Source organism: Candidatus Competibacteraceae bacterium, from assembly GCA_016699715.1.
Lineage (GTDB): Bacteria > Pseudomonadota > Gammaproteobacteria > Competibacterales > Competibacteraceae > Competibacter.
Map to the genome: position 1 here is coordinate 516,936 of CP065007.1, position 26,901 is coordinate 543,836.

23 protein-coding genes are annotated in these 26,901 nt (G+C 64.6%); 10 read left to right on the forward strand and 13 right to left on the reverse strand.

The window, feature by feature from the left end:
• Positions 1 to 163 precede the first annotated feature (163 nt).
• Positions 164 to 3,070, forward strand: a complete 2,907-nt coding sequence (locus tag IPM89_02385; GenBank protein ID QQS54722.1) for an AAA family ATPase — start codon at positions 164 to 166, stop codon at positions 3,068 to 3,070.
• Here the strand turns inward: IPM89_02385 and IPM89_02390 are convergent.
• The 5 genes from IPM89_02390 to IPM89_02410 all read right to left on the reverse strand — a co-directional run bounded on the left by IPM89_02390 (position 3,051) and on the right by IPM89_02410 (position 6,493).
• A complete protein-coding gene (locus IPM89_02390; protein ID QQS54723.1) occupies positions 3,051 to 4,418 on the reverse strand; it encodes a HAMP domain-containing histidine kinase in 1,368 nt (455 codons plus the stop codon). The two genes, IPM89_02385 and IPM89_02390, sit on opposite strands and share 20 nt — an antisense overlap.
• Positions 4,415 to 5,086, reverse strand: a complete 672-nt coding sequence (locus IPM89_02395; GenBank protein ID QQS54724.1) for a response regulator transcription factor — start codon at positions 5,084 to 5,086, stop codon at positions 4,415 to 4,417. The genes IPM89_02390 and IPM89_02395 overlap by 4 nt, the downstream gene beginning before the upstream one ends.
• A 9-nt stretch (positions 5,087 to 5,095) precedes the next feature.
• Complete coding sequence (locus IPM89_02400; protein ID QQS55749.1) at positions 5,096 to 5,350, reverse strand: peptidase; 255 nt, start codon at positions 5,348 to 5,350, stop codon at positions 5,096 to 5,098.
• Positions 5,351 to 5,450: 100 nt separating this feature from the next.
• Positions 5,451 to 6,062, reverse strand: a complete 612-nt coding sequence (locus IPM89_02405) for a cytochrome b/b6 domain-containing protein (GenBank protein QQS54725.1) — start codon at positions 6,060 to 6,062, stop codon at positions 5,451 to 5,453.
• 107 nt (positions 6,063 to 6,169) lie between these two features.
• Entirely contained in the window at positions 6,170 to 6,493 is a 324-nt protein-coding gene (locus IPM89_02410) for a PepSY domain-containing protein (protein ID QQS54726.1), read from the reverse strand.
• Positions 6,494 to 6,834: 341 nt separating this feature from the next.
• Here IPM89_02410 and IPM89_02415 point away from each other — a divergent pair, with 341 nt between their 5' ends.
• Together IPM89_02415 and IPM89_02420 are read left to right on the forward strand one after the other, a co-directional pair.
• Positions 6,835 to 7,227 (forward strand): hypothetical protein, encoded by a 393-nt coding sequence (locus tag IPM89_02415; protein ID QQS54727.1) that lies wholly within the window; start codon positions 6,835 to 6,837, stop codon positions 7,225 to 7,227.
• Between the two features lie 342 nt (positions 7,228 to 7,569).
• Complete coding sequence (locus IPM89_02420; GenBank protein ID QQS54728.1) at positions 7,570 to 8,142, forward strand: methyltransferase domain-containing protein; 573 nt, start codon at positions 7,570 to 7,572, stop codon at positions 8,140 to 8,142.
• 4 nt (positions 8,143 to 8,146) lie between these two features.
• Here IPM89_02420 and pta read toward each other — a convergent pair whose 3' ends face one another.
• From pta to IPM89_02455, 7 genes are all read right to left on the reverse strand, one after another.
• Positions 8,147 to 10,309: a phosphate acetyltransferase gene (gene pta / locus IPM89_02425; protein QQS54729.1), complete on the reverse strand. Its 2,163-nt coding sequence runs from the start codon at positions 10,307 to 10,309 to the stop codon at positions 8,147 to 8,149.
• A gap of 136 nt (positions 10,310 to 10,445) precedes the next feature.
• Complete coding sequence (locus tag IPM89_02430; GenBank protein QQS54730.1) at positions 10,446 to 11,783, reverse strand: nicotinate phosphoribosyltransferase; 1,338 nt, start codon at positions 11,781 to 11,783, stop codon at positions 10,446 to 10,448.
• Between the two features lie 379 nt (positions 11,784 to 12,162).
• A complete protein-coding gene (locus IPM89_02435) occupies positions 12,163 to 12,783 on the reverse strand; it encodes a response regulator transcription factor (protein ID QQS54731.1) in 621 nt (206 codons plus the stop codon).
• Between the two features lie 14 nt (positions 12,784 to 12,797).
• Entirely contained in the window at positions 12,798 to 14,735 is a 1,938-nt protein-coding gene (locus IPM89_02440; protein QQS54732.1) for a PAS domain S-box protein, read from the reverse strand.
• A gap of 30 nt (positions 14,736 to 14,765) precedes the next feature.
• Positions 14,766 to 16,694: a GAF domain-containing protein gene (locus tag IPM89_02445; protein ID QQS54733.1), complete on the reverse strand. Its 1,929-nt coding sequence runs from the start codon at positions 16,692 to 16,694 to the stop codon at positions 14,766 to 14,768.
• On the reverse strand, positions 16,691 to 17,005 hold the full coding sequence (locus IPM89_02450; protein ID QQS54734.1) for a hypothetical protein: 315 nt from the start codon (positions 17,003 to 17,005) through the stop codon (positions 16,691 to 16,693). Before IPM89_02450 ends, IPM89_02445 begins: the two co-directional genes overlap by 4 nt.
• A 73-nt stretch (positions 17,006 to 17,078) precedes the next feature.
• Positions 17,079 to 19,325 carry a copper-translocating P-type ATPase gene (locus IPM89_02455; GenBank protein QQS54735.1) on the reverse strand — a complete coding sequence of 749 codons (2,247 nt, stop codon included), beginning with the start codon at positions 19,323 to 19,325 and terminating at the stop codon, positions 17,079 to 17,081.
• Between the two features lie 109 nt (positions 19,326 to 19,434).
• Here IPM89_02455 and IPM89_02460 point away from each other — a divergent pair, with 109 nt between their 5' ends.
• The 5 genes from IPM89_02460 (at position 19,435) to galE (ending at position 24,110) form a co-directional block, all read left to right on the forward strand.
• Positions 19,435 to 19,575 (forward strand): hypothetical protein, encoded by a 141-nt coding sequence (locus tag IPM89_02460; protein ID QQS54736.1) that lies wholly within the window; start codon positions 19,435 to 19,437, stop codon positions 19,573 to 19,575.
• On the forward strand, positions 19,572 to 20,090 hold the full coding sequence (locus IPM89_02465; protein QQS54737.1) for a hypothetical protein: 519 nt from the start codon (positions 19,572 to 19,574) through the stop codon (positions 20,088 to 20,090). Before IPM89_02460 ends, IPM89_02465 begins: the two co-directional genes overlap by 4 nt.
• Positions 20,091 to 20,572: 482 nt before the next feature.
• A complete protein-coding gene (locus IPM89_02470) occupies positions 20,573 to 21,682 on the forward strand; it encodes a response regulator (GenBank protein QQS54738.1) in 1,110 nt (369 codons plus the stop codon).
• 81 nt (positions 21,683 to 21,763) lie between these two features.
• Positions 21,764 to 22,768 carry a hypothetical protein gene (locus IPM89_02475; protein QQS54739.1) on the forward strand — a complete coding sequence of 335 codons (1,005 nt, stop codon included), beginning with the start codon at positions 21,764 to 21,766 and terminating at the stop codon, positions 22,766 to 22,768.
• A gap of 367 nt (positions 22,769 to 23,135) precedes the next feature.
• Positions 23,136 to 24,110 (forward strand): UDP-glucose 4-epimerase GalE, encoded by a 975-nt coding sequence (galE, locus tag IPM89_02480; protein QQS54740.1) that lies wholly within the window; start codon positions 23,136 to 23,138, stop codon positions 24,108 to 24,110.
• Between the two features lie 12 nt (positions 24,111 to 24,122).
• Here galE and IPM89_02485 read toward each other — a convergent pair whose 3' ends face one another.
• A complete protein-coding gene (locus IPM89_02485) occupies positions 24,123 to 24,527 on the reverse strand; it encodes an acyl-CoA thioesterase (protein ID QQS54741.1) in 405 nt (134 codons plus the stop codon).
• A gap of 58 nt (positions 24,528 to 24,585) precedes the next feature.
• On the opposite strand from IPM89_02485, the gene IPM89_02490 reads away from it, so the two are divergent.
• Together IPM89_02490 and IPM89_02495 are read left to right on the forward strand one after the other, a co-directional pair.
• Entirely contained in the window at positions 24,586 to 25,368 is a 783-nt protein-coding gene (locus IPM89_02490; protein ID QQS54742.1) for a 4'-phosphopantetheinyl transferase superfamily protein, read from the forward strand.
• A gap of 42 nt (positions 25,369 to 25,410) precedes the next feature.
• The gene (locus IPM89_02495) at positions 25,411 to 26,871 is read left to right on the forward strand and encodes an NDP-sugar synthase (protein QQS54743.1); all 1,461 of its coding nucleotides are present in this window, start codon (positions 25,411 to 25,413) and stop codon (positions 26,869 to 26,871) included.
• Positions 26,872 to 26,901: the final 30 nt, after the last annotated feature.

Genomic DNA, 26,901 nt, shown 5'->3' on the forward strand with positions numbered 1-26,901 from the left:
GACGGTCCACGCTTCGAGGGGTTGCGCGGGGAGAGCAATCCCGACAGTGGTTCCGTTTGGTCCAGTTTCGAATCAATAGATTGGCCGACGATACGAAAAAGCACTATGGAGATGGATACTAGAGCTTTAGAATGCTGGCAGAGGTAGCGTCAAGGAGGGGGGAATGTATACCACCTATTTCGGTTTTGAAAATAAGCCCTTTAAACCGAAAGATAGCAAAGATTATTACCGCAACGATAATTTCGATAGCGCTTGCGCCGACATCCTGAGCGGTATTCGGAAGCAGCGCGGATTCGTGCTGCTGACCGGTGAAGCCGGATTTGGCAAGACGCTGGTGTTGCGCCGCTGCATGGCGGAAGCTGACGATATTTTTTTCGTTCTGCTGAATAACGCCAACCTCGATTTTCCCGACATCCTTAACTATCTGTGCATCAGCCTGCAATTGTCGGCCGAAGGTCTGGATATCGAGCAACAGAGTAGGTTGTTGCTGGATACCGTGGCCGCGCATGCGCGCCGCAACCAACCGGTTGCCCTGCTGATCGACGATGCACAGCATCTGCGTATTGGCGTGTTGAACCGCTTGTGGGATTTCGTGGAAACAGCGGTGGAGTCCGATCAGCGCTTACAGGTTGTGCTGGCGGGCCTACCGGAGATTGAGGGCAAGCTGCGCCAACCCGAGCTGCGGCGGTTGCACGAGCAGATCCAGGTTCGCTGTCAGCTCGAACGGCTGAGCGGCATGGAAACCGGACTGTTTATCAACCATCAGTTCGAAACCGCCGGCTATACGGGCGAGGGACTGTTCTCTCCCGCCGTTATCGAGCGCATCAACCACTACAGTCAAGGCGTCCCGCGTGCCGTCGCCATGCTGTGCGACGCCATGTTCCTGTTCGCCAGCCTGGAGTCGGGGCATGAGATTACGCCGGGTCTGGTGGATGAAGCCGCCCGCAACTGTTTTCTCGGTGATCGGACTCAATCGGGGTCCAGGACGGTTGGCCCGCTCTGGCAGGATGCCGTTGGCGAAACCGTGCCGGCGCCCGCTGACGATGACGGGTTCGACCTGCGTCTGGATCTGGATCTGCCGCTGGATTTTCCCCTCGATCTCGATCTCGATCTCGATCCCGATCTCGATCCCGATCGAACCCCGGCGGCCGAGCAGCAGGCGATCACGGCCGGGGAAGAACTGAAACTGGCGCCACCCGTGGTCGAATCCACGCCCGTACCGCCCGTCGCCGAGGGTCCGGCGGAGGTCAATCCGCTGCCATCGATGGAGTGGGGCAGCACCGCCCCACCCGCCGAGCCGGTGCCGCCCGCAGTCGTCGAATCCACGCTCGTACCGCCCGTCGCCGAGGACCCGGCGGAGGTCAATCCGGCGCCATCGATGGAGTGGGGCAGCACCGCTCCACCCGCCGAGCTGGCGCCGCCCGCGGTCGAGTCAGCGGCGTCAGTCCTGCGCGAGTTCGCCCAGTTGCTGGGCGAACTCGCCGCCAAACAGGAATACCGGGAACCGCGGGATCGGGAGGCGGTGGATTATTTTCGGAACCGGTATCTGCGCTGGTCGCGTGGTGGCCTGGTGCAGGCGGACGAGTACCAGCGACGCATCGCCCGGCTGGCGGAAACCCAGCAGCCGGTACTGGTGAGTTTGGCGGTTGCCGTGAGCCCGGCCTCGGAACGGGAAAACAGGCTTTGCGCGCTGCTGATCAACCCCAGTTGGTGGTTGTATCGAGAAATCCGCCTGCGGCTGCGCAGCCCCGATCTGGTGTTTGCCGGTGAAGGGCGGGTCCCGCCGCTGCGGCTACTGGACGGCCGGGAAGCACAGCCGGTGTATATCGGCTATCGGTGTCCCCACGCTGGCCCGGTGCAAACCACCTTGTGGCTGGAGCTCGATCTCTGCGACCATCGGGGAGAATGGCACGCCTACGACAACCGCTTCGAGATCCGGCTGGATTTTACCCGGCCGGTTGAAAGCAAGCAGGAGCCGGTGGCGGGCGCCGCGCCGCGATTCGATCGCTTCTGGCCCGACCCGCTACTGGACAAGACCGCCTTCAGCGGATGGCTGCTGGACGATCCGGCCGCGGCGCGCGAGGAAACCGAGGTTGATACCCTGGCCTGCACCTTGCCGCTCGAACTGGAAGTCGATCCCGAGCGTAGCTACAGCCTGCGGGCCGCCAGTACCGCCAGCGGTCAGGCGCTCAGTCGCGGTACGCCGCTGACGCGGGCGCTGCTGCTGCCGGAAAATTCGGCCCAGGCGGTGGCGCGCATCGAACTGGTATCGCGTCCGCTGATGATCTTTGGCCGCCACAGCGCCGCCGCTGGCACCGGGTTCGGCGATTTCACCTTGGGCTTCGTACCCAAGTACAACCGGATTTCCCGGCTCCATAGCGTGGTCTGCGCGTTGGGCGACCAATTGGCACTGATGTCGGCCAGCGACGAGGGGTATACCTACACCGGCCGCAACGGCCAGCGGCTGGAGCGTGGGAGCTGGCATCTACTGGAAGTCGACGACGTTCTGGATGTGTGCGATCTGTATCGCTTAAAGCTGTTTTTGGCCTGGGATCATAAAGGCGAACACGCTCCGCTGGATTGGGACAGCCAGGAACCACGCGACAAGTTCGGCCGCTATCTGCTTGAGCTGGTCGATGTGTTGCACCAGCGCGACCGGCAAGCCAACGCCGATGTGCTGCGGGACAAGCTCAAGGCTCGCTATCTCAAGCTGCTGCACATGCAGGAACGGGTGGCCCGGTTGAATGGAGTCGGTAACCCCGGCGCCCTGCTTTATGCCCGGTTTGAACGCGAGGATGCGGCTCGCCGGCAGATCGTCCACTACTACGTCCCCAAGTGGCTATCGCTGGGCAGTTCCCCACAGGCCGGCCTGCGCGTTAACGCGCCGGGCGTGGTGGCTCGGCACGCCGAACTGCTGTTCCGGGACGGTATGTACTGGATTCAGAATCTGGCCGAGCCGGGTTCGGTGCGGGTGGGTTGTCACGCTCTGGCCACCAACGAGGTGCTGGCCTTGGAGGCAGGCGACGTGCTGAGGATCGGCACGGCGCGCTTTACGTTCGAGGCATACTGATTTCGGATTGGCGGGCGATGGTGGGTTGCGGTAGCGTCACCTCCACCATCAGGCCGCCCAGCGCCGCTGAGCGATCCAGCCGTAGCATACCGCCGTACTGCCGGACGATGTCGCCGGCGATGGCCAGCCCCAGGCCGTGTCCGGCGCGGGATTCGTCGATGCGCGCCCCCCGCTGTTGCAGCAGCTCCATTTGTTCCGGTGGGCAACCCGCTCCATCGTCCTCGACCCGCAGGCACAGTTCCCGTTCGGTCACGCTGGCGGTCAACCGTACCGTGGTTGCCGCCCACTGCCAGGCGTTGTCGAGCAGGTTGCCCAGCAATTCCAGCAAATCGTCCCGGTCGCAGGGGAAGGTGCTGGCGGGTGGGATTCGCAGCTCGACCCGCAAGCGTCGGTCGCGATGGATGCGACGCAAAGTCTCGATCAGATCGGCAAGCTCGCGCTCCAGCAGTACCCTCTGGCCGGGTGCGCCGCCGCCGGCGATTCGCGCCCGCTTGAGTTCGCGTTCGGTCAGGGTCCGGATCTGCTGAATCTGCTGGCGCAGCGCCTGCCAGCTAGCGCTATCCTCGGGCGCCAGTGGCTGCTCGGCGAGCTGGGTCAGCGCGGTGAGTGGGGTTTTCACGGCGTGGGCCAGATTGCCAAGGGCGTGACGGGCTCGCCGCTGACGCTGATCCAGCAGGACCAGCAAGCGGTTCAGTTCGGCCACCAGTGGCCGCACTTCGTCCGGAGCGTCGGCCGGCAGTTGCGCGATCTCGCCGCGCGCCAGTTGCGGCAGGTTCTGGCGGATCTGCTCCAGTGGCGCCAGGCCGCGCCGCACCATTTGTCGCTGAAACAGCAGTAGTACGGCAAACAGCAGCAACGCGACCAGGATGAATTCCAGCAGGATCCGGTGGATGCCTTGGCGCACTGGGGTGAAGTTCTCGGTCACGGCGATGGCGACGGGCCGGCCCTGGACCCGGAAGGCGCGCCCGACCAGCAGCAGTTGCTGGTCTTGCGGGCCGGTGACGAAGCTGCGGGTGACGTGGTCGGCCGCGAGCGGCGGCAGCGACAGCTCGGTGTCCCACAGGGAGCGCGAGTGGATCTCGCCGCCGGGCGCTTCGATTTGGTAGTAGTGTCCCGAGTAGGGTTGGTGAAAGGAGACACCGATCCGGTCAATGGCCAGGCGCGGCCGGCCGGCGGAGTCGAAATCCAAAGCCGCCACTAGGGTTTCCAAATCGTGTTCCAGCCGGCCGGCGACGAAATTCTCGGCGAGTTGCCGCAGCGAGTAGCTCCCGAGGGCCACCGCCAGCACCATCAACAGGGTCAGCGCCAGAATCAGACCGGCCGAGAGCCGGGCCTGTAGCGAAGTCATGCGTCGTCGGTTCCGAAAACGTAGCCTTGACCGCGACGAGTGACGATCAGGTCACGGCCGAGTTTGCGGCGCAGTCGATTGATGTAGACCTCCAGCACGTTGCTGTCGCGCTCGGCGTCGAAATCGTAGACATGCTCGACCAGCCGGCTTTTCGATAGCACCCGGCCGGGGTGTCGCATGAGGTAGCGCAGCAGGCGGAATTCGGTGCCGGTCAATTCGAAGGTGGCATCGGTGGCGGTCACCCGGACGGTTTGGGCGTCTTCGTCCAGTTCCAGTCCGGCGGCTTGCAGCGGGCCGGGCGGCCGGGCGATACCGCGCCGTAGCAACGCATGCAGGCGGGCGATCAGTTCGGCGGTATGAAACGGTTTGCTCAGGTAATCGTCGGCGCCGGCCTTGAAGCCGTCCACTTTTTCGTGCCAGGCGTCGCGGGCGGTCAGGATCAGCACCGGCATCGGATGGCCGGCCGCGCGCCAGCCGCGCAGCACGTCCAGCCCGGAGCGGTCGGGCAGCCCGATATCCAGTACCACCATATCGTAGGGTTCGGACTCGCCCATGAAGCCGGCATCCACGCCATTGTCCGCTACATCCACGGCGAAACCGGCCCGTTGCAGTTCGCCGCGTAGCCGGCCACTCAACAATGCATCGTCCTCGACCAGCAGCAAGCGCATCGCCCACCCTTACTCTTCGTGTTCTTCATGCTCAAAATGCCATGGTGCGCCGGTGCGGGCGTCGTATTCGAACTCCCTCACCACGCCGTCATTGCCCAGGAATTTGAGATCGTAGATATAGCGGCCGTGCTCGGATTCCAGGCCCGCTTCCAGCAGTTGGCCCCCGGGATACCGGGTGCGATGCTGGGCGATGATGCTTTCCAGCGACAGGATTTGCCCGGCGCCGCGCAAGCGGCGGATTTCGTCATGGTCGCGCCCAGCCATGAGCGGACCCGCCACCAGCAGGTTTGCGGCCAGCAGCAGGGTGGCGATGGGTCTGGCGGGACGGGGCATGGGCACGGTTTCGCGAACGATATGAGGGTGGTCAGGCGCGCTTGCGTCCGGTCACCATGGCGCGGGCCAGATTTTCCCGGTGCAGCAGGCTTTCCCAGACGACCCCGATCAGATGTCCGGCGACCAGCGCGAGGGTGAAGTTGGCGAAAAACTCATGGATCTCCTTGATGGAGTGAATGGTGTCTTCGTTGCTGCCCGCCAGCAAACCGGCCAACGGACCCAGGCCCTTGTCGGCGCCGTACAACAACAAGCCGGCGGTAACGGCGGTGGTCAAGCTCAGCAGCAGGATCACAATCATCGCGCCGCCGGCTGGATTATGGCCCAGGTGGCGGGGCGCGCGCAGGGTCAGCACTTGCTTGAGGTAGGACAGAGTGGCGCGGGGTCCATGCACGAAGTCGCCGAACCGGGCGTGGCGTGGTCCGGCGAAGCCCCAGAGCAGGCGAAACAACAGCAGTCCGGCGATGGTGTAACCGGCCCAGACATGGACGGTTTGCAGCCACTCGCCGTCCAGGTGGTCCTGGAAATCCTCGAACCACTCGCTCTGAGTGAAATAGGCGGCGCAGAACGCGGTCGCCAGGGTCCAATGAAACAAGCGGACCCACGGGTCCCAAACGACGATTTCGGTGGAACGATGGTCAGTCATGGCCATAACCTCGCGACCTGTGGTCGGCGCCGCCGCCGTGCGGTGGCATGGCGGCGGCGAGATGACGGGTTTTTTCGGTTTCGGGATGTCACCTTGGTCATTCGACCTCAGCTGCCCTCCTCGGCGACCAGAACCCCGGTCTTCATGTCGTAATACACCTCCCATTTCTTGCCGTCGTCGCCCTTGATTTTCACTTCCCAGGTCTCCTTGCCGTTCTTCCTGTCCTTATAGGCTTTGGTGACTTTGCCCGGATGCGCCTTCAGTGCCATTTCGACGGCCTGTTCCTTGGTGATGCCGGCGGTCGCCGTGGCGGCTGGCGGATTAGCGTCTGGCGTGGCACTCTTGGTTTCGGCGGCGAGGGTGGTGGCGGCAAAGGTGGTGGCAAGCACGAAAGCAACGGTGCCGAGCAGGGATGTTGTGCGAGCGATCATGGAGCAGTACCTCAATTATCGGATGGGTTTGGCAACGACAGTTCGAGTCGTTGCTTCGGATCGACGCGTCCTTGCGAGCTGAGGCGCACTGTACGGAACGTGCCTGAAACCAACCTTAAAATTTCCTGGATGCCGTGCTCGGGGATAAGCGAAATCGTCACGGGCGCGGTACGGGGTCCGCTCGATCGAGATGCGCCAAGCGTCGGGAATCGAGTCGAAAGCGTGCGATCGCTACGGGCAACGCCGGTTCGATATTGGTTTTTTCGGCGCCGCCATAATAGACTTGCCCGCCGATCGAACCGATCTTTCAATCACCATCACCAGGAGTTCTACCCGTGGAGATGAAAAACATCGCGCAACTGCTCCAATCGTGTCGGAGCGATCTGCCCGATGGCAGCAGGACCGCCGCCGCCATCGACCGCAACGCCAGCCTGGAGGAGATTTCCGAACTGGCCGAGGGAGAAGGGTTGCATAAGTTGGCCTCGGTGCTGTTCGAGGCCGAGCAGGAAGCGCTGCGGAGCGGCTCGGCCGCGGTGGAAGATGCCGCGGTGGCCACCGATACCTTCGTTCGGGAGGCTCGCCAGGATTTGCCGGCGGGCAGCAAGACCGCCGCCGCCATCGACCGCAACGCCTCGTGGGAGGAAATTTCCGAACTGGCCGAGGAAGAAGGGTTGCACCAGATCGCGTCGGTGTTGTTCGAAGCCGAGCAAGAGCGCTTGCGCAGCCCCTCCTGACGCTGTTTGAACCGCCGGTTTCGACCGGCGGTTACCGTGCCGATCCATCCTCCCGTTCCGCGCTCCGATCGCTTCCCCACCGCTTGCATATCCTGCCGGTGGCGCTGTCGAACCGGGTTTTAGCACGGCGCTTCGCCGTCATCGATATCCCGCTATTAAAGTGCCGGATATCGATTAAAATGCCTGCGGTCATCCAACTGTCACATCTATTACCGGCGTGGTGGTATTTTCCGCCGGCTGGATGCTCTGGTCGCCATCGCGCAATACGCAACTTTCTAATCGATGAGCGGTTCTCTGGATTTTGAGACTAGGTAGGGTATGAAACGTTTGGTGAAGGTGTTAATGCAAAACCCTGGCGCCGCGTCACTGGCGTTGTTCACTCGGGAAATCTGGGCCAACCCACGCGCCATGGGGGCGGCCTGTCCCAGCGCGCCGGCGCTGGCAAGTTGCATGGCCTCGCGGGTACCGCTGGATCGGGACGGGTTGGTGGTGGAACTGGGTGGAGGAACCGGCGCGGTCACCGCCGCGCTGCTCAAGCACGGCGTGCCGCCGTGGAAGCTGGTGGTGATCGAGCGTTCGCCGACGCTGGTCAATCACCTGCGCCGGCGTTTTCCGCAACTGCGGATCATGCAGGGAGATGCCGCTCAACTGGCGCAACTGCTGGACCACGATCGTTCGCGAGGGGTCGGCGGCATCGTGTCCAGCCTGCCCTTGCGTTCGTTGCCTCCCACCGTCACCCGCGCCATCGGTCACCAGTTCGAGACCCTGCTCGATGCCGGCGGCCTGTTGGTGCAATACACCTACGACCTGCGCGGCACCCAGTCCGGGCTGCTACCCCACTTTCGGCGGCGCTCCAGCAAGATCATCTGGAGCAATCTCCCGCCGGCCCGTGTGGAGGTATTCGAGCGGGAGTAAAGGATCAGCGTCGGGCGGTGCGCTCCTGATCCGCTGCCTGTTCGGCCTGAATCGCGGTCAAGGCGATGGTGAACACGATATCTTCCACCAGTGCCCCGCGCGACAGATCGTTCACCGGCTTGCGCAGTCCTTGCAGCATCGGGCCAATGCTGATCACGTCGGCGCTGCGCTGCACCGCTTTATACGTCGTATTGCCGGTGTTGAGATCGGGGAAGATGAACACCGTGGCCCGCCCGGCGACCTGACTGTCGGGCGCCTTGCTTTGGGCCACCGCCTTGATCGCCGCCGCGTCGTATTGCAGGGGGCCGTCGATCAGCAAATCCGGCCGCCGTTCGCGGGCGATCCGGGTCGCTTCCTTGACTTTTTCCACGTTGCTGCCGGTGCCGGAGGTGCCGGTGCTGTAGCTCAGCATCGCCACTCGCGGCGGGATGCCGAAGGCCTGGGCCGACTCGGCGCTTTGAATGGCGATGTCGGCCAGTTCCTCGGCATTGGGGTCGATGTTGATGGCGCAATCGCCGTAGACCAGCACCTGTTCCGGCAGGCACATGAAGAAGATCGACGACACCAGCTTGACTCCGGGCGCGGTCTTGATCAGTTGCAGGGCCGGACGGATGGTGTTGGCGGTGGTATGCACCGCGCCGGACACCAGCCCGTCGACTTCGCCCAGTTGCAGCATCATGGTGCCCAGCATGACCGCGTCGTGCAACTGCTCATCGGCCAGGCCGGGGCTCAACCCCTTGTCCTGGCGCAGCTCCACCATCGTGTCGATGTAGCGCGGGTCGATCTGGGTGGGGTCGATGATTTCGATACCCGGCGGGATGATCATGCCGCGGCGGGCCGACAGCCGGTGCATGCGGCCGGCGTCGCCCATCAGCACGCAGCGGGCGATGTCACGCTGGTGGCAGATGATCGCCGCCTCGATGGTGCGCGGTTCGTTGCCCTCGGGCAGGATGATGCGCTTGTTGGCGCGGCGGGCGCGTTCCACCAGCATGTGGCGGAAGGCCGGCGGGCTGAGCCGCCGTTCCTCGATCCGGGCCAGCAGCGGTTCGTGCCACTCCAGAGTGATATGCGAGGCGACCGTCTCCACCGCCCGTTGCATCCGGTCGTGGTCGTCGAGTGGGATTTCCAGGTTGATGTAGGGCAGGTACAGCACCGATTGCATGGTGCTGTAGGGAATGGTCAGCACCGACAGGCCGGCCTCGAACGCCGGGCCACACAGCGTCCACACCCGCGGGTCGGGTTTGATGCCGCCGGTGAGCAGCACGGCCGCGACATGGGTGCCGCTGATCGCCGCCATGCAGGTGGCCAGCAGCAGGTCCTCGCGGTCGCCGGGCATGATCACCATCGCGCCGGCGCGCAGATCCTGGCAACTGTTGGCCAGGGTGCGGGCACCCAGTACGACATGGGTGACGCGGCGGTCCAACTGGCCTTCGTTGAGGATTTGCGCGCCGATCATGTGCCTGATGTCCCGCACCCGCGGCGCGATCAGCTCGCGTTGCCAGGGGATGCAGCCCAGCAGCTTGAAGGTCTCCGGCCAGCGTCGGGCGCACTCGGCTTGCAGTTCGGCCTCGTGGCCCTGGTCGAGGCTATCCTCGGCGCGGCTGAAATCGAAACGGATGTGGCCGGTGGGGTCCACCGGCGCGTCCAGCAGGTTGACGATGCAGCCGATCATCCGCTCGTGGTGGATGCCGCCGTAGGCTTGGGCCACCATTTCCACCGTTTCGGCAACCTGGCGTGGGTTGTCGCGGCCGGGAGCGGCGACAATGATGATCCGGGCATCCAGGCTTTGCGCCATTCTGGCATTCAGATGAGTGCCGTAGGACCGTTCCTCGGTATCCACCAGACCTTCGACCACCACCACGCTGGCTTTCTGGGCCGCGCGCTCGTAGCGGGCGATCACCTCCTCCAGCAGAATGTTTTCCCGATTGTGGCCGAGCAGGCTTTCCGCCTCGGCGACCGGGATCGGTTCGGGCGGGTTCAGGCTGGTGACGGCGCGCGCCAGTCGGGTCGAGCGTTCCGGTCCGGTGTCGGTGGCGTGCGGCTGGCCGATGGGTTTGCAGAAACCGACCGGAATGCCCTTGCGGTCGAGCGCGTGCACCAGACCCAGGGCAACGGTGGTCAGCCCGACCCGTTGTTCGGTGGGGACGACAAGAATTGCGGTGGCCATGACCGTTCCTTCGTAGGGTCAGTGATGTTGCAGTGCAGCGTAGCATACACCTGTTCGGTCGTGGCCGCCTAGCGATTGAAGAGAGCGGGATCAAAGCCCGGATAGGGTCGGAATCATGATCGGTGACGGGTGACGGTCAGTGGGTTTCCCGGTCCAGCCGGGCCGTCAGCTCGCGCAGCTCCAGGGCGATCTCGACCGGGTAGCTCGGTTCGCCTTGGTCGGTGCGCAGGGCGGGCGGCAGTGCCGCCAGTTGCGCGCGCGCGCGGTCGCGGCTGGCGTCCAGCGGTTCCGGCGGTGCCCGCCGGCGACCGTTTTCCATCACCTTGACCAGCAAGGGTTCACCCGGCCGCGGTGCATCTTCCAGGCTCAAACAGTCGCCGGCCATCGCGCCGTCCGCCGCCAGTTGCCGGTACACCTGCTTGCGGCCGGGCCAGGTGGCTTTGCCTTCGGAATGCTTGCGCCGGGGTCGGCCAGCATACTCTTGTAGCTTGTAAACCAGATCCAGCGTCGGAGCGTCAACGGATGCATCCAGCCGGGTGCCGATACCGAAACCGTCGATCGGCGCCCCCGCGGCCAGTAGCTCACGCAGGCGGTATTCGTCGAGATCGCCGCTGGCCAGGATGGTGACTTGCGCCAGGCCGCCGGCATCGAGGATGCTTCGGACCCGGCGGGCGTGTTCGGCCAGGTCGCCGCTGTCGATGCGCACGCCCTTGATTTTGATGCCGCGCTCGCGCAGGCGGGGGGCCAGCGTGAGCAGCTTGTGGGCGGCGGTCTCGGTGTCGTAGGTGTCGAGCAGCAGTACCACGTTGCCGGGCTGGGCGGCGGCGAAATGTTCGAAAGCCTCTTCCTCCCGGTCGTGGGCCTGGATCAGCGAATGAGCCATGGTGCCGAACAGGGGAATATCGAAGCGCAGGCCGGCCAGCACGGTGGCGCTGCCGGCAAAACCGGCCAGATAGGCCGCTCGGGCGGCGAACAGGGCCGCCTCGGCGCCGTGGGCACGGCGCATGCCGAAATCCACCAGCAGCTTGCCGGGCGCGGCCAGCACGCAGCGGGCGGCCTTGGATGCGATCAGGGTTTGATAATGGATCAGGTTGATGAGCCGACTTTCCACCAGTTGCGCCTCGGGCAGCGGGGCGACGACCCGCAGGATCGGTTCGTTGGCGAAGAACGCCGTGCCCTCCGGTAGCGCATCTACTGAGCCGGTGAAGCGAAAGTCTTCCAGCGCGGCCACGAATTGCGGGCTGAAGCGACCGCAACCGGCCAGCCAGTCCAGTTCCTCGGCGGTGAATCGCAGGTTTTCCAGATAATCCAGCGCCTGTTCCAAGCCGGCGGCGAGCAGGAATGCCCGCTCGGGGGGCAGCCGGCGGGCGAACAATTCGAACACAGCCGTTTCCCGCATGCGTTCGGCGTGGTAGGTCTGGAGCATGGTCAATTGGTAAAGATCGGTCAGCAGTACGCTATTTGCGCGGTTCATGAGCTTGCCTGTGGTCGAGGTCGAGGTCGAGGTCGCGGGCCGGTACCGCTGTCAATCGATGAATATATGGCCGATGCGCCGCTGCCTTGCAAGAGCTTGGCGCGGCGATATTGGGGACCAATATCATCAACCCGTGGGCACTTGCCATGGTGGGAACATAATACCGTTTACCGATAGGTTTTGTATTTTCAGGTCAAAAACAGCGCCATTCGTCATACCTGCTTTCGCGGGTATGACGGAATAGCAAGAGCCATGAAAGCGAAAACCTACCGGGAAACGGTATAACAGCTGCGCTGGTCGGAGGCGCGGGTAGCATTACGATCTTTCGTGGCGCGCCGCCGAACGGCCGAACGATCGCCAGCCTTGGGGTTGGCGAGGCCTACGATCCCCCTGCGTCCAGCAGCGCCAGGGTTCGAATCAGGTCGGAGAGCGAGTTCGCTTCCAGTTTTTCCATCACCCGCTTGCGGTGGATTTCCACCGTGGACAGGCTGATGCCGAGTTCGGCGGCGATCACCTTGTTGTACTGACCGGCCGCTACCCGCTCCAGGACTTCCCGCTCGCGCGGCGATAGCCGCGCCAGCCGCGCCGCCGCCTCGCTGCGTTGGGCTTGGCGGCGAAGCTCGCGGGCATCGCGTTCCAGTGCTTCCCGGACTCGCGCCAGCAAGGTTTGTCCCTGAAACGGCTTTTCAATGAAGTCGAACGCGCCGGCTTTCATCGCCCGGGTCGCCATGGGCACGTCGCCGTGGCCGGTCATGAAGATGATCGGAATGCGGTGGCCCTGATCCTGCAACTGCTTCTGCAGATCCAGGCCGCTCATGCCCGGCATGCGCACGTCCAGCAATAGGCAGCCGGGTCGACGGATGCCGTCGGATTTGAGAAAGTCGGCGGCGCTGGCGAAAGATTCCACGCTCAGTCCGGTCGCCCGCAACAGCAGGCCGACCGCGTCGCGTACCGCCTGGTCGTCGTCGATGAGAAAAACGGTGGAAGTGATTTCGTTCATGCGGGCGCGGGCGGTCATCGGTAGTGGGTGTACACCGGCAGGCTGAAATGGAACGAGACTCCACGGTCGGGCTGATTGGGAGTAGCCCACAATTGCCCGCCCTGGGATTCGATCAGCGAGCGACTGACCGACAGTCCCAGTCCCATGCCCGTGGATTTGGTGGTGAAGAAAGGTTGGAACAATCGTTCGAGCGCTTCCGGGCTGAAGCCTGGTCCGGTGTCGCGAACGGTGGCGAGCACGGTACCCGTGTCGAGCGGAGCCGTGCGTAGCCGTAGCTCGCGCGGCGCGGCGTCCGAGTCTTGCATGGCCTCGATGGCGTTGCGCACCAGGTAGAGCGCCGCCAACTGGATTTGCATGTCATCGGCCAGGATGGCCGGTAGCGGTTCCGTCAGTTCCAGCCGTACCGTGATGCCGGCTTGGCGCAGCTCCAGTTGCGCGTAGTGAACCACCGAGCGGATCAGGGCATTGAGATCGATTTCGGTCTGAGCGGCTGGATGTTTTTGCACCAGCCCGCGCAGGTGGCGGATGATGCCGCCGGCCCGCAACCCCTGATTGACCACTTCTTCCAGCGTACCGGTCAACTCGCGGGGGTCGGTGGTATTCTCTCGTAGCAGGGTCAGACACGCCTGGGTGTAGGCCACGATGGCCGCCAGCGGCTGGTTGAGTTCGTGAGCCAGATTGGAGGCCAGCTCGATCGCCAGGCTGAGCCGCGACATCTTGGCCAGTTCCACTTGTTGCCGCCGCAATTGGTCCTCGGCCAGCTTGCGGGTGGTGATGTCCTCGGCCAGGCCGGCGATGCGGTATACGTGACCGGTCGCGTCACGGATCGGAAAGCCGCGATCCCAGATCCAGCGGATCGCGCCGTCCGGGCGCACGATGCGGTACTCTTCGTCGAGCCGGCCCGATTCCAGCTTGGCGGCGTGCGCCGCCTGAATGCGCGGGCGGTCGTCGGGGTGGACGGCTTCCAGCCAGTCCAGCGGGCGTTCCTGAAAATTGCATACGGCGCGCCCCCAGATCTCTTCGTAGGCCGGGCTGACGTACAGCAGCTGTTCTTCCGCGATGCCGTACACCCAAAATACCTCGCGGATGTGCTCGGCAAGCTGGCGAAAGCGTTCCTCGCTGTCGCGCAGGGCGATTTCGGTTTGCACGCGGGCGGCGATCAGCCGCTCCAGGGTCCGATTGGCGGTCACCAATTCGGTGGTGCGCTCCCGCACCCGGCTTTCCAGTTCGTCGCGGGCGCGCCACGATTGTTCTTCGGCCTGTTTGCGCGCGGTGATGTCGCGGGCGATGCCGATCACGCCGATGATGCGATCGTCGGCGTCCCGATAGGGCCATTGGGTCGATTGAAGGATGCGCCGTTCGCCGCGAATGTCGAATGTCTCTTCGCGGTTCAGCCGGTGACCGTTGGCGATGACCTGGCGATCCGCCTCCATCAGTTTCAGGGCCATGTCGGCGGGGAACAGCGCGCGATCGTCCTGGCCCAGACATTCGGTCAGAGGTTTCCCGACCAGGCGCGCGCCCGCCGAGTTGAACAGCAGGTAACGGCCTTCGCGATCCTTGATGAAGGCCATGTCGGCGATCATCTCGATGAATTCCGCCAACCGCCTGTCCTGGACCAGATTGGCGTGGCGTGCCGTTTCGACATGGAAGCTCAGTAGGCGGTACAGCAGGCTACCACTGGCGACGACCACCAAACCGCTCGTGAGCGGCCCCAGCATGGGCGATAACTCCGCGTCGGCCAGCCAGGCACCCAGCAGCAGGTCGCCGCCCAGTACCCAAAGCAAGCCGCCACCGATGTAGATGGCGGTCATGAGCGCGGGATAAGCGCTGAAGCGGCGCCAGTGGATATGGGGCAAGTCCGACGGCGACGCGGCCGGATCTTCCGAGGCCGGCGGGGCATGGGGCCGGAAACGGAAGATGCCGCGGAGAGCGGCTTTGTCGAGATGCGCCATGGTGCGATTTTCCGGCGGAACTCCCGCGGGTTAGAGGGTCACTTCCACCCGTTCGGGGCGATGGAGCCGGGTGGCGGCGGGCAAGGTAAAGTGGAACGTGGCGCCGGCGCCTCGATTGGGCGTGGCCCACAGCCGGCCGCCGTGGGCTTCGACGATGGATTGGCTGATCGATAGCCCCAGACCCAGGCCGTCGGGCTTGGTGGTGAAAAAGGGGTGCGGTAACTGTCTGAGCAGGTTTGAATCCAGACCGGGGCCGTTGTCCTGAACCGCGAGTTCGACCCCATTCGGTCCGGGGCGGGCGGACAGGAGAATGGCGCGCGGCCCGTCGACCGTGCCCGTGGCGTCCACCGCGTTGCGCACCAGATTGAGGATCACCTGCTGGACTTGCAGGGGGTCGGCCAATACGGGCGGCAAGTCCGGTCCGATGTCTTGACGGAGATGAACATGATGGCGGCGGGTTTCCATGTCCAGAAAGTCGGCGATATCGTCGAACAGGGCGCTGACCCGCACCGTGAGGTATTGGGGTTTGCTTCGGCGGGCGAAATGACGGATCTGCTGGATGATGGTGTGGGTCCGGGCGCTCTGCGCGGCGATTTTCTCCAGGGTTTCCCGCAACTCGGCCGGTTCGAGCGGGCCGTCGCGCAAGCGGGCCAAGCCGGTTTCGGCGTACAGGGAAATGGCGGTGATCGGCTGGTTGATTTCATGTGCCAGCCCGGAAGCCATTTCGCCCAGGGTGTTGAGGCGCGAGGCGTGGGCCAGCAAGGTTTGCTGCCGCTGCGCCGCCGCCGCCATCTGCTCCTGTTCGAGGGCGCTGCCCACCCAGCGGGCCATGAGCTGAATCAACTCGCGGTCCACGGTGGTGAACGGCGCCGACCGCGGCCGGAAACTGGAAAAGTTGAGCGTGCCGTAGATGTGCTCACCGACCTGGACCGGCGCGCCCAGATAGGTTTCCAGCTTGAGTTTCAGGTAACAGGGATGCCGGCGCCAGTCGCTGGTCGAGGCGCGTTCGAAGCCCAGCGGCTCCTGGGCACGCAGGGTATCGCGGCAATAGGTGTCGCCGAGAGCGAAGATATCTCCCGGACTGATTTCACCGCCGGGCGTGATGGCCTGGACGATTTCGTAGCGCTCGGCTTCGACATGCGACAGGATACCGATCGCCAGCCCGAAGCGCTGGCAGCCCATCGCCAGCATGGCCTGGACCTGGTCGATGGGATGGCGGCGCGGGATGGAAATGACCGCGTACAGCTCGCGCATGGCCTCCACGCTGCCCCGCAGCGCCGCCTGCTGCTCGGCCAGTTGCTGGTTGCTGGCCTCGGCCTGTTCCTTGGCGGTGGCGAACGATTGGGCCAGCCCGGCGTTTTCCAGCGCCAGCCGCAGCGAACGGGCAAGCGTCTGGTGGTAGTGCTGGGCGGTGCCCAGTGCCAGCAGCAGGTACAGGAGGCCGGTGGCGCCCATGGTGGCGCGCAGCGGGTCGTCTTGCAGCAGCAGCCAGAGCACCGGCGGCAGGGTCAGCGGCAGGGCGTAGGCCACGTAGGTGAGCAGTACCGGCGTCATGGTCAGCACGCCGCCCATCAGCACGCCGCCCAGCACCAGCGTGGTGAAGCTTTGGTACGCCAGGGACGGTGCGAGGATCAGCAGGACGACGCAACCGCCCCAGCAGACGCCGCTGGCGGCGCAGGCCCAGGTATAGCGCTTGGCCCAGCGGTCGGTGTCGGCGTTCGCTTCCCGGCGGCGCTGGAAAGCGGCGATCAGCGCCATCCGGACCAGGATGGTCGCTTCCAGCAGGGCCAGCCAGCTCAGCAGCACCGCGCGCGGTACGATGTCCCAGTGGATGAACACTAGCAAGGGCGCGATCAGCAGGCTGGCGATCGTGCCGAGTGGAGCCTGAACGTAGAGTAGCCGGACCTGCTCGGCGAAGATGCGCCGAGCCAGCGGCTCAGCCGTGGGAGCGGCGTTCACGGCACGCGACGCGACGTGGCGGCGGATCGCTCCGCGGCCTCGGCCGGCGCTGTCCGGGAATCCTCCAGCAGGGGTCGATCCGGTTCCACCGTGTATTCCCCGTCGATGAAATCCGGCGCGGTCCCTTGCGCCTGACGGGCCAGGCGGCGGAGTCGCCACCACAGCCAACCGCCGGCCGCCAGTCCGGCGACCAGCAGGACGACGAGCAGCACCGAGGCGACGGCAAAGCCGATCACCACGGCGAGCAGCGAGGTTGCGGCCAGCCCCAGCCGGCCCAGCCAGGACGGTTTGGCAAGCAGCGGTGGCTTCATGGGCGAACCAGCCAGAACCACCAGACGATGAGGGCGATCAGCCCCAGTCCGGCCAGATTGACAAGGAGTGCGGTCATGTCGGTTTGCCTCGTGGCTGGAAACCGCGCAAGCGGTTGGCGTTGCTGACGACGGTAAACGATGACAACGCCATGGCCGCGCCGGCCAGCATCGGGTTGAGCAGCAGTCCGGTCGCGGGGTAGAGCACGCCCGCCGCGAGCGGAATTCCCAAGGTATTGTAAAGGAAAGCGCCGAACAGATTTTGCCTGATGTTGGCCAGGGTGGCGCGGGAGAGGGCGACGGCGTCGGCGACGCCATGCAGGGAGCCGCGCACCAGGGTGATGCCGGCGCTTTCGATGGCGATATCGGTGCCAGTACCCATCGCCAGACCCACGTCGGCTTGGGCCAGCGCCGGGGCGTCGTTGATGCCATCGCCGACCATGCCGACCACCTCGCCGCGCGCTTGCAAGCTGGCGATGACGTCGGCCTTCCCGGTCGGTGGTACCTCGGCGTGGATGTCCTCAATGCCGGCCTGCGCGGCGATGGCGCGGGCGGTGGCGATGTGGTCGCCGGTCAGCAGCACCACGTTCAGACCCAGTTCCCGCAGGCGGCGGACGGCGGCGGCGGAGTCCGGCTTGATGGGATCGGCCACCGCGACGATACCAGCCGCCCGGCCGTCGGCGGCGACGAACACCGGTGTTTGTCCCTGGGCGGCCAGTCGTTCGGCTTCGGCCTGGAGCAGGGAGGTATCGATACCGTGCGTTTCCAGCAATCGGCGGTTGCCGGCCAGCACCGCTCGACCCTTCACCTCGCCGCTGGCGCCGTGGCCGGCGATGGCTTCGAATCGCTCCAGGGGGGGGATACTCAGCCCACGGTCGCGGGCGGCGCTCAGAATCGCCTGGGCCAGTGGGTGTTCGGAGCCGGCTTCCAGGCCGGCGGCCAAGGCGAAGATCTCGTCCTCTTGAAAGCCGGACAGGACAGTCACGGCGGTCACCGTCGGCCGTCCGGCGGTGACGGTGCCGGTCTTGTCCAGCACCACGGCGGTGAGTTGGCCGGCCCGCTGCAAGGCTTCGCCGTCGCGGATCAGGATGCCGTGCTCGGCGGCTTTGCCGACTCCGACCATAATCGAGATCGGTGTGGCCAGCCCCAGCGCGCAGGGGCAGGCGATGATCAACACGGTCAGGCTGGTGACCAGGATATAGCCGATCCGGGGTTCGGGGCCGAAATTGAACCAGGCCAGCGCGGTCAGGATGGCCACGATCAGGACCGAGGGGACGAACACGGCGGCGACCCGGTCGGCCAGCCGGCCGATCGGCGGCTTGCTGTTTTGCGCCTGCCGCACGCTGGCGACGATGTGGGCCAGCACCGTGTCCTCGCCGACCCGGGCGGCGCGGAACACGAAGGTGCCGGTCTGATTCACCGTGCCGCCGGTCACGGCATCGCCGGCCTGTTTGACCACCGGCAGCGGTTCGCCGGTCAGCATCGATTCGTCCACGGTCGAGTGGCCGTGGACGATGTCGCCGTCCACCGGAATTTTTTCGCCCGGCCGCACCCGGATCGAATCGCCGATCCGCAGGGTTTCGATGGGGACATCCCGTTCTTGATCGCCCATGACCAAGCGGGCGGTTTTCGGTCGCAGGCCGAGCAGGCGCTGGATGGCGGTCGAGGCTTTGCCGCGCGCCCGGCTTTCCAGCGCGGAGCCGAGATTGATCAGGGCGATGATGGTGACCGCTGCTTCGAAGTAGGCGTGTTGAGCCAGGCTGGGCACGCTGTTGGGAAACAGGGCCACCAGCATCGAATACGACCAGGCGGCGCCGGTACCCAGCGCGATCAGGGTGTCCATGTTGGCGTTGTGATGACGGAATTGGCGCCAGGCGCCGCTAAAGAAATGGCCACCGCTGTAGATCATCGCCGCCAGGGTCAGCAGGCCGGTCGCGATCCAGAACCACCGGCCGCCGGGACTGGCCAACGCCGGCAGCCAGCCGGCCAGTTCCGCCAGCAGCAAGGGTGCGGCCAGGGCGCCGGCAACGACGGTGTTGCGAACCAGACGGCGATAATGGGCCTGCTCGGCGGCGTCGTGCTCGGCTTCGGCGGCGGCGTCACGCAGTTCGGCGGCGTCGTAGCCGGCCGCCCGCACTGCGTGGATCAGCGTTTCGGCCTCGGCGCCGCCGGCCACTTGGGCGGTGCGCTCGGCGAAGTTGACATTGGCTTCGGCCACGCCGGGTACGCCGCGCAGGGCGGTTTCCACGGCGGCGACGCAACCGGCGCAGCTCATGCCGGTGATGGCCAGACGCAAGGGTTGAACGGGCGATCCGGGTGTCATTGCATGAGTGCTCCCGACACGTTTAAGGCGCGAATAAGGCGCGAAAAGTATATTCATGCCGGCGATGGCATGTTCCGATGGGATAGGAAGAACAGGTTCTAAAATCGCAATGTTTATGACTCCAGCCAGCCTATTCGCGTTCGGACCATCGGTGGAGTGGCTGGCCATCGTGTTGACCGGCAACCGGTACGATATCCGCATCAAGTTCAAGGGCCAGTGGAACTATCCCGACTCCGCTCAAGAGCCATGAACGCCATGGAACCGGTGCTGAGCGAATCGGACCACGCGCGCGGGCTGAATCTGCCCATCGACGTATTCTTGCGCTCGCTGGCCGATGATCAGACCGACCAGGCCATCGGCGTGATCCTCTCGGGTACCGGTAGTGACGGAATGCGCGGTATCCGGGCGATCAAGGGAGCGGGTGGGATGGTGATGGTGCAAAGCGAGGAGTCGGCCAAGTTCGATGGCATGCCGCGTGCCGCCCTTTCCACCGGGCTGGCGGATTTCACTCTGCCTCCCGACGAAATGCCTCGGAAACTGGTCTCCTTCGTCCGCCATCCCTATGCGGCCAAGGCGGATCGCCGCCTTGGAAGAGCGCGGCCCGGTGGATGGCGACTCGCCCGCTTGGCGAGGCTGCGCCCACGAAAGCCTGAAGACGTTTCAGCGCCTGGTCGGGAAAATCGCGACCCTGTCGTCCTCTGCGGAACCGCTATCGTCATCGTCCCATTAGGACGAGGCGGCGGTTGCGGCCTGGGCAAAGGATAATCGCCGCGGTGTTCCCGCGCCAGACGGACAGCGCGTTCGCGGACCTCGGGGGAAGACGTCGGGGTGATCTTCTTGCTCATCATGGCGCCATCTTCTCAAGAGTGAGGAGCCTCCTCAAAACCTGGGGCGATTCACCTCGTTGAAAAAGGGGGGTGGGGGGATTTTCGCTCCTGCGTCGACCACAACTCATTGAGGAGAGCCATATTCGCTGGCGTCGTTCGCTCAGGCGTCGTTGCTTGTTTACACCACGCACGTTTTCGTGCCGTCGGCGTTGAACGGACTCGACCTTCCGATGGCGGTCGAGAGGGCGATGCGGCTCGTCGTCGCCTGTCGCGCGGTTGCGGTGTACGATGCCATCGTCATGGGTTGCCGGTTTTACAGGATGCTACGTCAGCGCCCCGCGTCAGCGTCGTCGGTTCGGCTAGAATCGTTCTTAACGTAAGGAAATCCTGTTAATCTGCACAAAAAAACCAGGAGGGTCTATGCCAGTCCGACATGTCCTTATCGTAGATGACTCCAAGTCGGCGCGGCTGATGTTGCGCAAGATGTTGCAGGGCTTCGGCATGACCGTGGATACCGTGGATTCGGCGGAGGAGGCTCTGAGCTATCTGCGCGACCAGCAGCCGGATGCGATCTTCATGGACCATACCATGCCCGGCATGGATGGCCTCACGACCGTGCGACAGATCAAAAACAGCCCCGCCACCGCCTCGATTCCGGTAGCGATGTATACCTCGAAGGACGAACCTTCCTATCAGGATGAGGCCCAGGCGGCCGGTGCCGTCGGTGTACTGAGCAAGCCGGCGATACCCGAAACCCTCGGTACGATTCTCGAACGATTTAACGCGCTGTTCGATGCCGTCAACCTCCCTCCGCCCAGCTCGCCGGAACCAGTTGTGGCAACACCGGCCGCCGAAGGCATGACGGCCAACCAAGTCGGCGCGATTGCCCTCGAAAAAGCCGAACAGGTTTTCTACGAGGCGATCGAGACGCAGGTGTTGCCGCTGATCAACGATGTGGTCGCCAAACTGCGACAGGACGTGGAAATCAGTCAGCGGGAGACGTGCGGTCGGATCGTAAGCCGTATTTGCGCGGAACAGCTGGCGGAATGGCAGCCGCCGGAACCACGCGAAGTCCAACCCAGTGAAGCCGCGCTGCGAGCGCAGATGCTGCCGTTGATGGAGCAGCGGTTGGAGACCTACCGGCGCGAAGCGCGGGCCTCCTTTGAAGAGCTGACGCGGGAAATGGCGGGACAGGTATGCCAACAGCAACTGCACGATCTGTCTAGCCGGCTGGTGCGGCAACTGAGCTTGCGGTTTGCCGAAGCCACGCAAAAAGCCGGCGCGGATGCCCGCGAAGCGGCGGAGAATGTGGCGCGGGAGATGGTGTCGCAGGCCACCGCGGCCGCGGAGGCGGCGGCCACCCAGGCGGCTGTCAGGCAAGCCGACGCGGCGGCGGCGGCGGCCGAACAAACGACACGCCAGTTGTGGGCGGATGCCCAGCACGACCTGCGACGGCGCGTTCATCTGGCGGCGGGTTGGGCGGCCGCCACCGGCGTTGGCGCGGCGGTACTGGCATATGCGCTGCGCTGAAAGGACAGGTGCCCCGCGCCGAAACCAGTCGGGGATGCGTCCATGCGCACCATGGCGAGCGAAGCGGTTATGACAGACATCATGATATATCTGGTTATTGGAGCGATGATCGGTTTGGTGGTCGGTGGCATGACGATCTATCTGTTGCCCTACCGAATGTTGCGGCGGGATCTGGCGCGGGCGCAAACGGATCTCACCGACGACCAGACAAAATACGGCGAACTGCAAGATGCCTTGCAGGATGAGCGGACGGCGATTTACCAGGTCCGCCAACAGCAGCAGCAGCAGCAGCAGCGATTCGAAGGCGAGCTGGAGCAGGAACGCGAGCGTTATGCCACGCTGGAGCGGCAATGCGCCGATTTGCAAGCCGATCGCGATCAGCAGCAAGAAACCCATCTGCGCGAGGCCACCAAGCTGCGCGATACCATTGAACGTCTCGAACGGGAGCAAGCGGCGCTGCAGGACCGTTTCGCGCGGGACAGCGAACAATGGGAGCGCGAGCGGCACAGCCTGCTGCTGCATAACAGCCAGTTCGAGGAACAGTTGCGGGTGCTGCGGCAGGATAAGGCAGCGCTGGACGAGCGCTTGGAGCAGCAACAGGAGTCGTGGGAGCGCGAGCGGCTGGCTTTGCAGATCCAGATGAATACCTTGGAAGACAATCTGTCGCTACAGAAAGCACGCGCCAGTCACCCCGGTTACGGCCTGTCGCCGGACAGCCAGCACTTGGCGGAACAGCTCAAGGCGGCGGCGGCGCGGGAATTGAACCAGCAGCGGTTGGCCTGGGAAGAAGAACGTCAGGCGATGCGGGAGCAGTTGGAGCGGTTGCAGGCCGAGCGCCGGGTATTGCGGGAGCAGGCGGCGACGGCGGGTATCGAGAACCCGTCGTCCGGGTTCGCCAATCTTGCGGATCAGGAGGTGTGCGAGTTGCGCCGACAAGTGGAACAGGCCCAGCGGGAGTGCCAGCAGTTGGAAGAAAAACTGGCGGCGCGCGAACGCCAGGGAGAACAGGAAAAGATCGCGTTGGAAGCCGAAATCGAACAGTTGATGGAGCGCTTGCTGCGTTTGCATCGCGAACGGAGTGCCTAGATTGTCGACGGCGAGCCGGGTTGCCGGAAAAATGCCGGATGCGCACTTGACCCGGTTCGCCTTGCGGCGCTGGATCGAGCGAACCACCGGGGCGTTTGAAGCAGGGCCGCTGATTCGTCGCCGCGCGGGTTACGACACCGATCGTACCCGTTCGCGGCCCTGATCCTGCTCGAATGCCAGGTGCCGCGGGATGCACCGCGACGGTTTATGCCTCTTTTCCCTCAATCCTCTTGCCGATGAACAAGCTGTCCAGGGTGGTGTCGCGATTGGTGAGCCCCGTGTTTCCATGTCTCTCAGTCGTAGGGCGGCCGGTACGGGAACGTTACATTTTTAACGCTGTGATATCGAAAATAGAGGAAGAATCCCCATGCGTGTACTCGTGGTCGGCGGAGCGGGTTATATCGGTTCCCACATGGTCAAGTTACTCTGCCAGCGCGGGTTCGAGGTGACGGTGCTGGATAACCTGTCCGCCGGTCACCGCGACGCGGTCAAGGGTGGGCGCTTCGTGCTGGGGGATCTGGGCGAGCGGGACATGCTGGATGATCTGCTCAGAACCTCGCGCTTCGACGGTGTGCTGCATTTCGCCTCTCATATCCAGGTCGGTGAGTCGGTGCGCGAGCCGGCCAAGTACTACCTCAACAACGTGTTCAAGACCCAGTACCTGCTGGATGCAATGGTCTCGCATCGGATCAACCATTTCATCTTCTCTTCCACGGCGGCGATTTTCGGCGAACCGCTGCGGACGCCCATCGACGAGAATCATCCCAAAAATCCCATCAACCCCTACGGGCGTGGCAAGTGGATGGTCGAGCAGATGCTGTCGGATTACGACGTGGCCTACGGGTTGAAGGCGGTGTGTCTGCGCTATTTCAATGCCGCCGGCGCCGATCCCGACGGCGAACTGGGCGAGCGCCACGAGCCGGAAACCCATCTGATTCCGCTGGTGCTACAAGCCGCCGCCGGCCGCCGGCCGAACATCGCCGTGTTCGGCACCGACTACGACACGCCGGACGGCACCTGCGTCCGCGACTACATTCATGTAACCGATCTGTGCGAGGCGCATCTGCTGGCGCTGCAACGATTGTGGGACGGAGCCGGCAGTGCCGCTTTCAACCTCGGCAACGGCAATGGCTTCTCGGTACGGGAAGTGATCGAAACCGCCCGCGCCGTCACCGGCCGCGAGATTCCGGTGGTGTACGGCGAGCGCCGACCGGGCGATCCGGCGCGGTTGGTGGCCGATTCCAGGCGGGCGCGGGCCGAACTGGGGTGGAACCCGCGTTACGCGGATCTGGCAACCATCGTTGCCCATGCCTGGCGCTGGGAGGGCACTCGCGAAGGATAAGCCGCGCCGCGCTCAAGCCGCCAGTCGCTCTATCGCCACCCGCAGTTCGCCCTCCAGCGGCGCGGCCTTGCCGGTGTGGGTGTCGACGATGACGAAGGTGACGTCGGCGTCGGCGACCACGGTATCGCTGCCCTTGAGCGTGACCCGTTGGTGCATCACGCAACTGCGGGTGCCGATGGTTTTCACCGAGGTGGCGATTTGCAGGATTTCGCCCATGAAGGCGGCGCGACGGTAGTTGATGTTGATGTTGACCACGGCGAAAGTGTAACCGTGTTGCTCCAGGAGATCCAGATTGCCCCGGCTTTCCAGCAGGTTCCAGCGGGCTTCCTCCAGAAATTCCAGATAACGGGCGTTGTTGACGTGGCGGAACAAGTCGAGATGATAACCTCGTACCTTGATGTCGATGGTGTGGCTCATAAGATGTGTCCCCTGGGGTCGGTGACCGAATGGGCGCCCACTGTAACCGTGTGCGCCGATGAGCGATAGGACGATTGCGCCAACTTGGCCGGAGGTGTCCGCCGGTGGGTGGAAACCGGCTCTGAGCGCCGACGGCGTTCATCTGTGGCTGGCGGATCTGGATCGGCCGCCGAGGTCCCTAACGAAACTGGCGACGACGCTGGCGGCGGACGAACGGGAGCGGGCGGCGCGGTTCCGTCTTCCCGAACACCGGGATCGCTTTATTGTCGGGCGTGGCCTGCTGCGGGAACTGCTGGGCGCGTACCTGAACCGACCTGTGGTGGCGTTGCGTTTCGCTTGCGGGCGGCGCGGCAAACCGCTGTTGGCGGGCGAGGATGCCGGTGCTGGCCTGCATTTCAACCTGTCGCACAGCGGCGACCAAGCGTTGTATGCGGTGGCTCGTCGCGAGGTTGGCGTGGATTTGGAGTGCCTGAATCGGGTGGTGAGCACGGCGTCGGTGGCCGAGCGTGTGTGCACGCCACGCGAGTGGGCGGTGTTTCAGGCGCTGCCGGCGGAACGACTCCGGGAAGCCTTTTTTAACTGCTGGACCCGTAAGGAAGCGATTGCCAAGGCGCTGGGTGGCGGTTTGGCAAGCGGTTTGCGAAATCTGGAGGTTTGTTTCCCGGACGGTGGGTTGCCGGATGGTCGGATCGGTCTGCGGGATGCCTCGGGTCGGGAATGGAGCGTGTTGAATCTTCCGCTGGATTCCGGTTGGCGAGGGGCCTTGGCGGCGGAAGGCCAGGATTGGTGCTGGCAAGGTTGGTGCTGGACCCGATTTTCCTCCTTCCCTTTTTCCTTTTGAGACCGTGCCGGTCGTGCTGCTGGAGCGAGGGGCCTACTGAACATGCAAGCGCTGATTTTCGCCGACCGACTGGGCCGGGAACTGGAGCCGCTGACCGACCGGACCTGCGCCGCGCTGCTGCCGGTGACGGGTAAACCGGTGCTGGAACACACGCTGGAAGCGCTGGTTGCCGCCGGCCTGCGCGAGGCGGTGGTGGCGGTTTCGCCTTTCGCCGACGAACTGCGGGCGGCGCTGGGCGACGGTAGCCGCTGGGGGATACGATTGAATTACGTCCTGACCCACGGCGAGGAAGACCCGGATACCATAGTGGAAAGTGGCCAGTCTCAACTGGCCGACGAGCTGCTCGCCTTGCGGGGCGATGTGCTGCACGGCGCGGCGCTGGGCGAGTTTTTACGCTTGGCCGCCGAGGTGACCGGTCCGGTGGTGTACGGCCGAGCGGCGAATGCGCCGGTGAGCCTGTGCCTGCACCGTGTCGGCGGCCGAAGCGGATTGGAGCCGTTGCTCTGGTCCGCCGAACCGGTTGAGATGCTGCCCACCTGGCCGGTGGTGGAGTTGCCCGGCGCTGTCCTGAATCGGCTGGAATCGCCGCGTGCCTACCATCAAGTCAACCTCGATGCCGCCGCCGGCCGGTTTCCGGGCCTGATCGTGCCGGGCCAGCCGATGAGGTTGGGGCTGACCGTGGGACCGCGCTCCAAGGTGTCGCCGCGCAGCCTGCGGCAGGGTGTCGCCTTCGTCGGCGGGCACTGCCGCGTTGAAGCCAGCGCCGAGTTTTACGGCGAGGTGGTGATCGCCAACCGGGTGATCGTGGATCGTCATGCCAGCCTGCGCGACAGCGTGGTGTTGTCGGATGCCTACATCGGCGAGCGCTTGGACATACGAAACGCCATCGTCCAGGGCAATCGACTGATCCAGGTCGACACCGGGGCGGTGCTGCCGGTGATCGAGACTGTCCCGGCGGTCAACCAGCGCGAAGCGATGTCGGGCGGCATGTTGGCCGAATCGCTCAACCGCCTGCTGGGCTTGCTGTTGCTGTTGCTGTCGCTGCCGTTGTGGCCGCTGGCGCTGGTCGCCGCGCTGAGCGAGAATTTCGACGATCCCCTGCGCGAGACCCGGCTACGCGGCAATCGCCTGGAATTCGACGAGATCGGTGGGCGTCGACGGCAGGCGTTCGTCGCCATGGAGTGGATGACCTCGATTCCGTTGCTGCGCCACCTGCCGCGCCTGCTGGCGGTGGTGAGTGGCGATCTGCGGCTGGTGGGCGCGGAGCCGCTGACCCCGGAGCAGGCCGACAGCCAGCGGGAGGACTGGGAGCGGCTCGCCGATCGGGCGCCGGCCGGGCTGATTGGCCCCACGCAATTGATCTTGCCGGCCAGCGCGCCGCGCGAGGCACGGCTGATGAGCGATGTCTTCTACAGCCGCCAGCACAGTGCCGGTAAGGACCTGCGTTATCTGTTGCTGGGCGCTGGCATGCTGTTCACGCCCCGCGCCTGGTGGCCGGGCTGACTCTTTTTCACCCAACCGCGGATGCGCGAC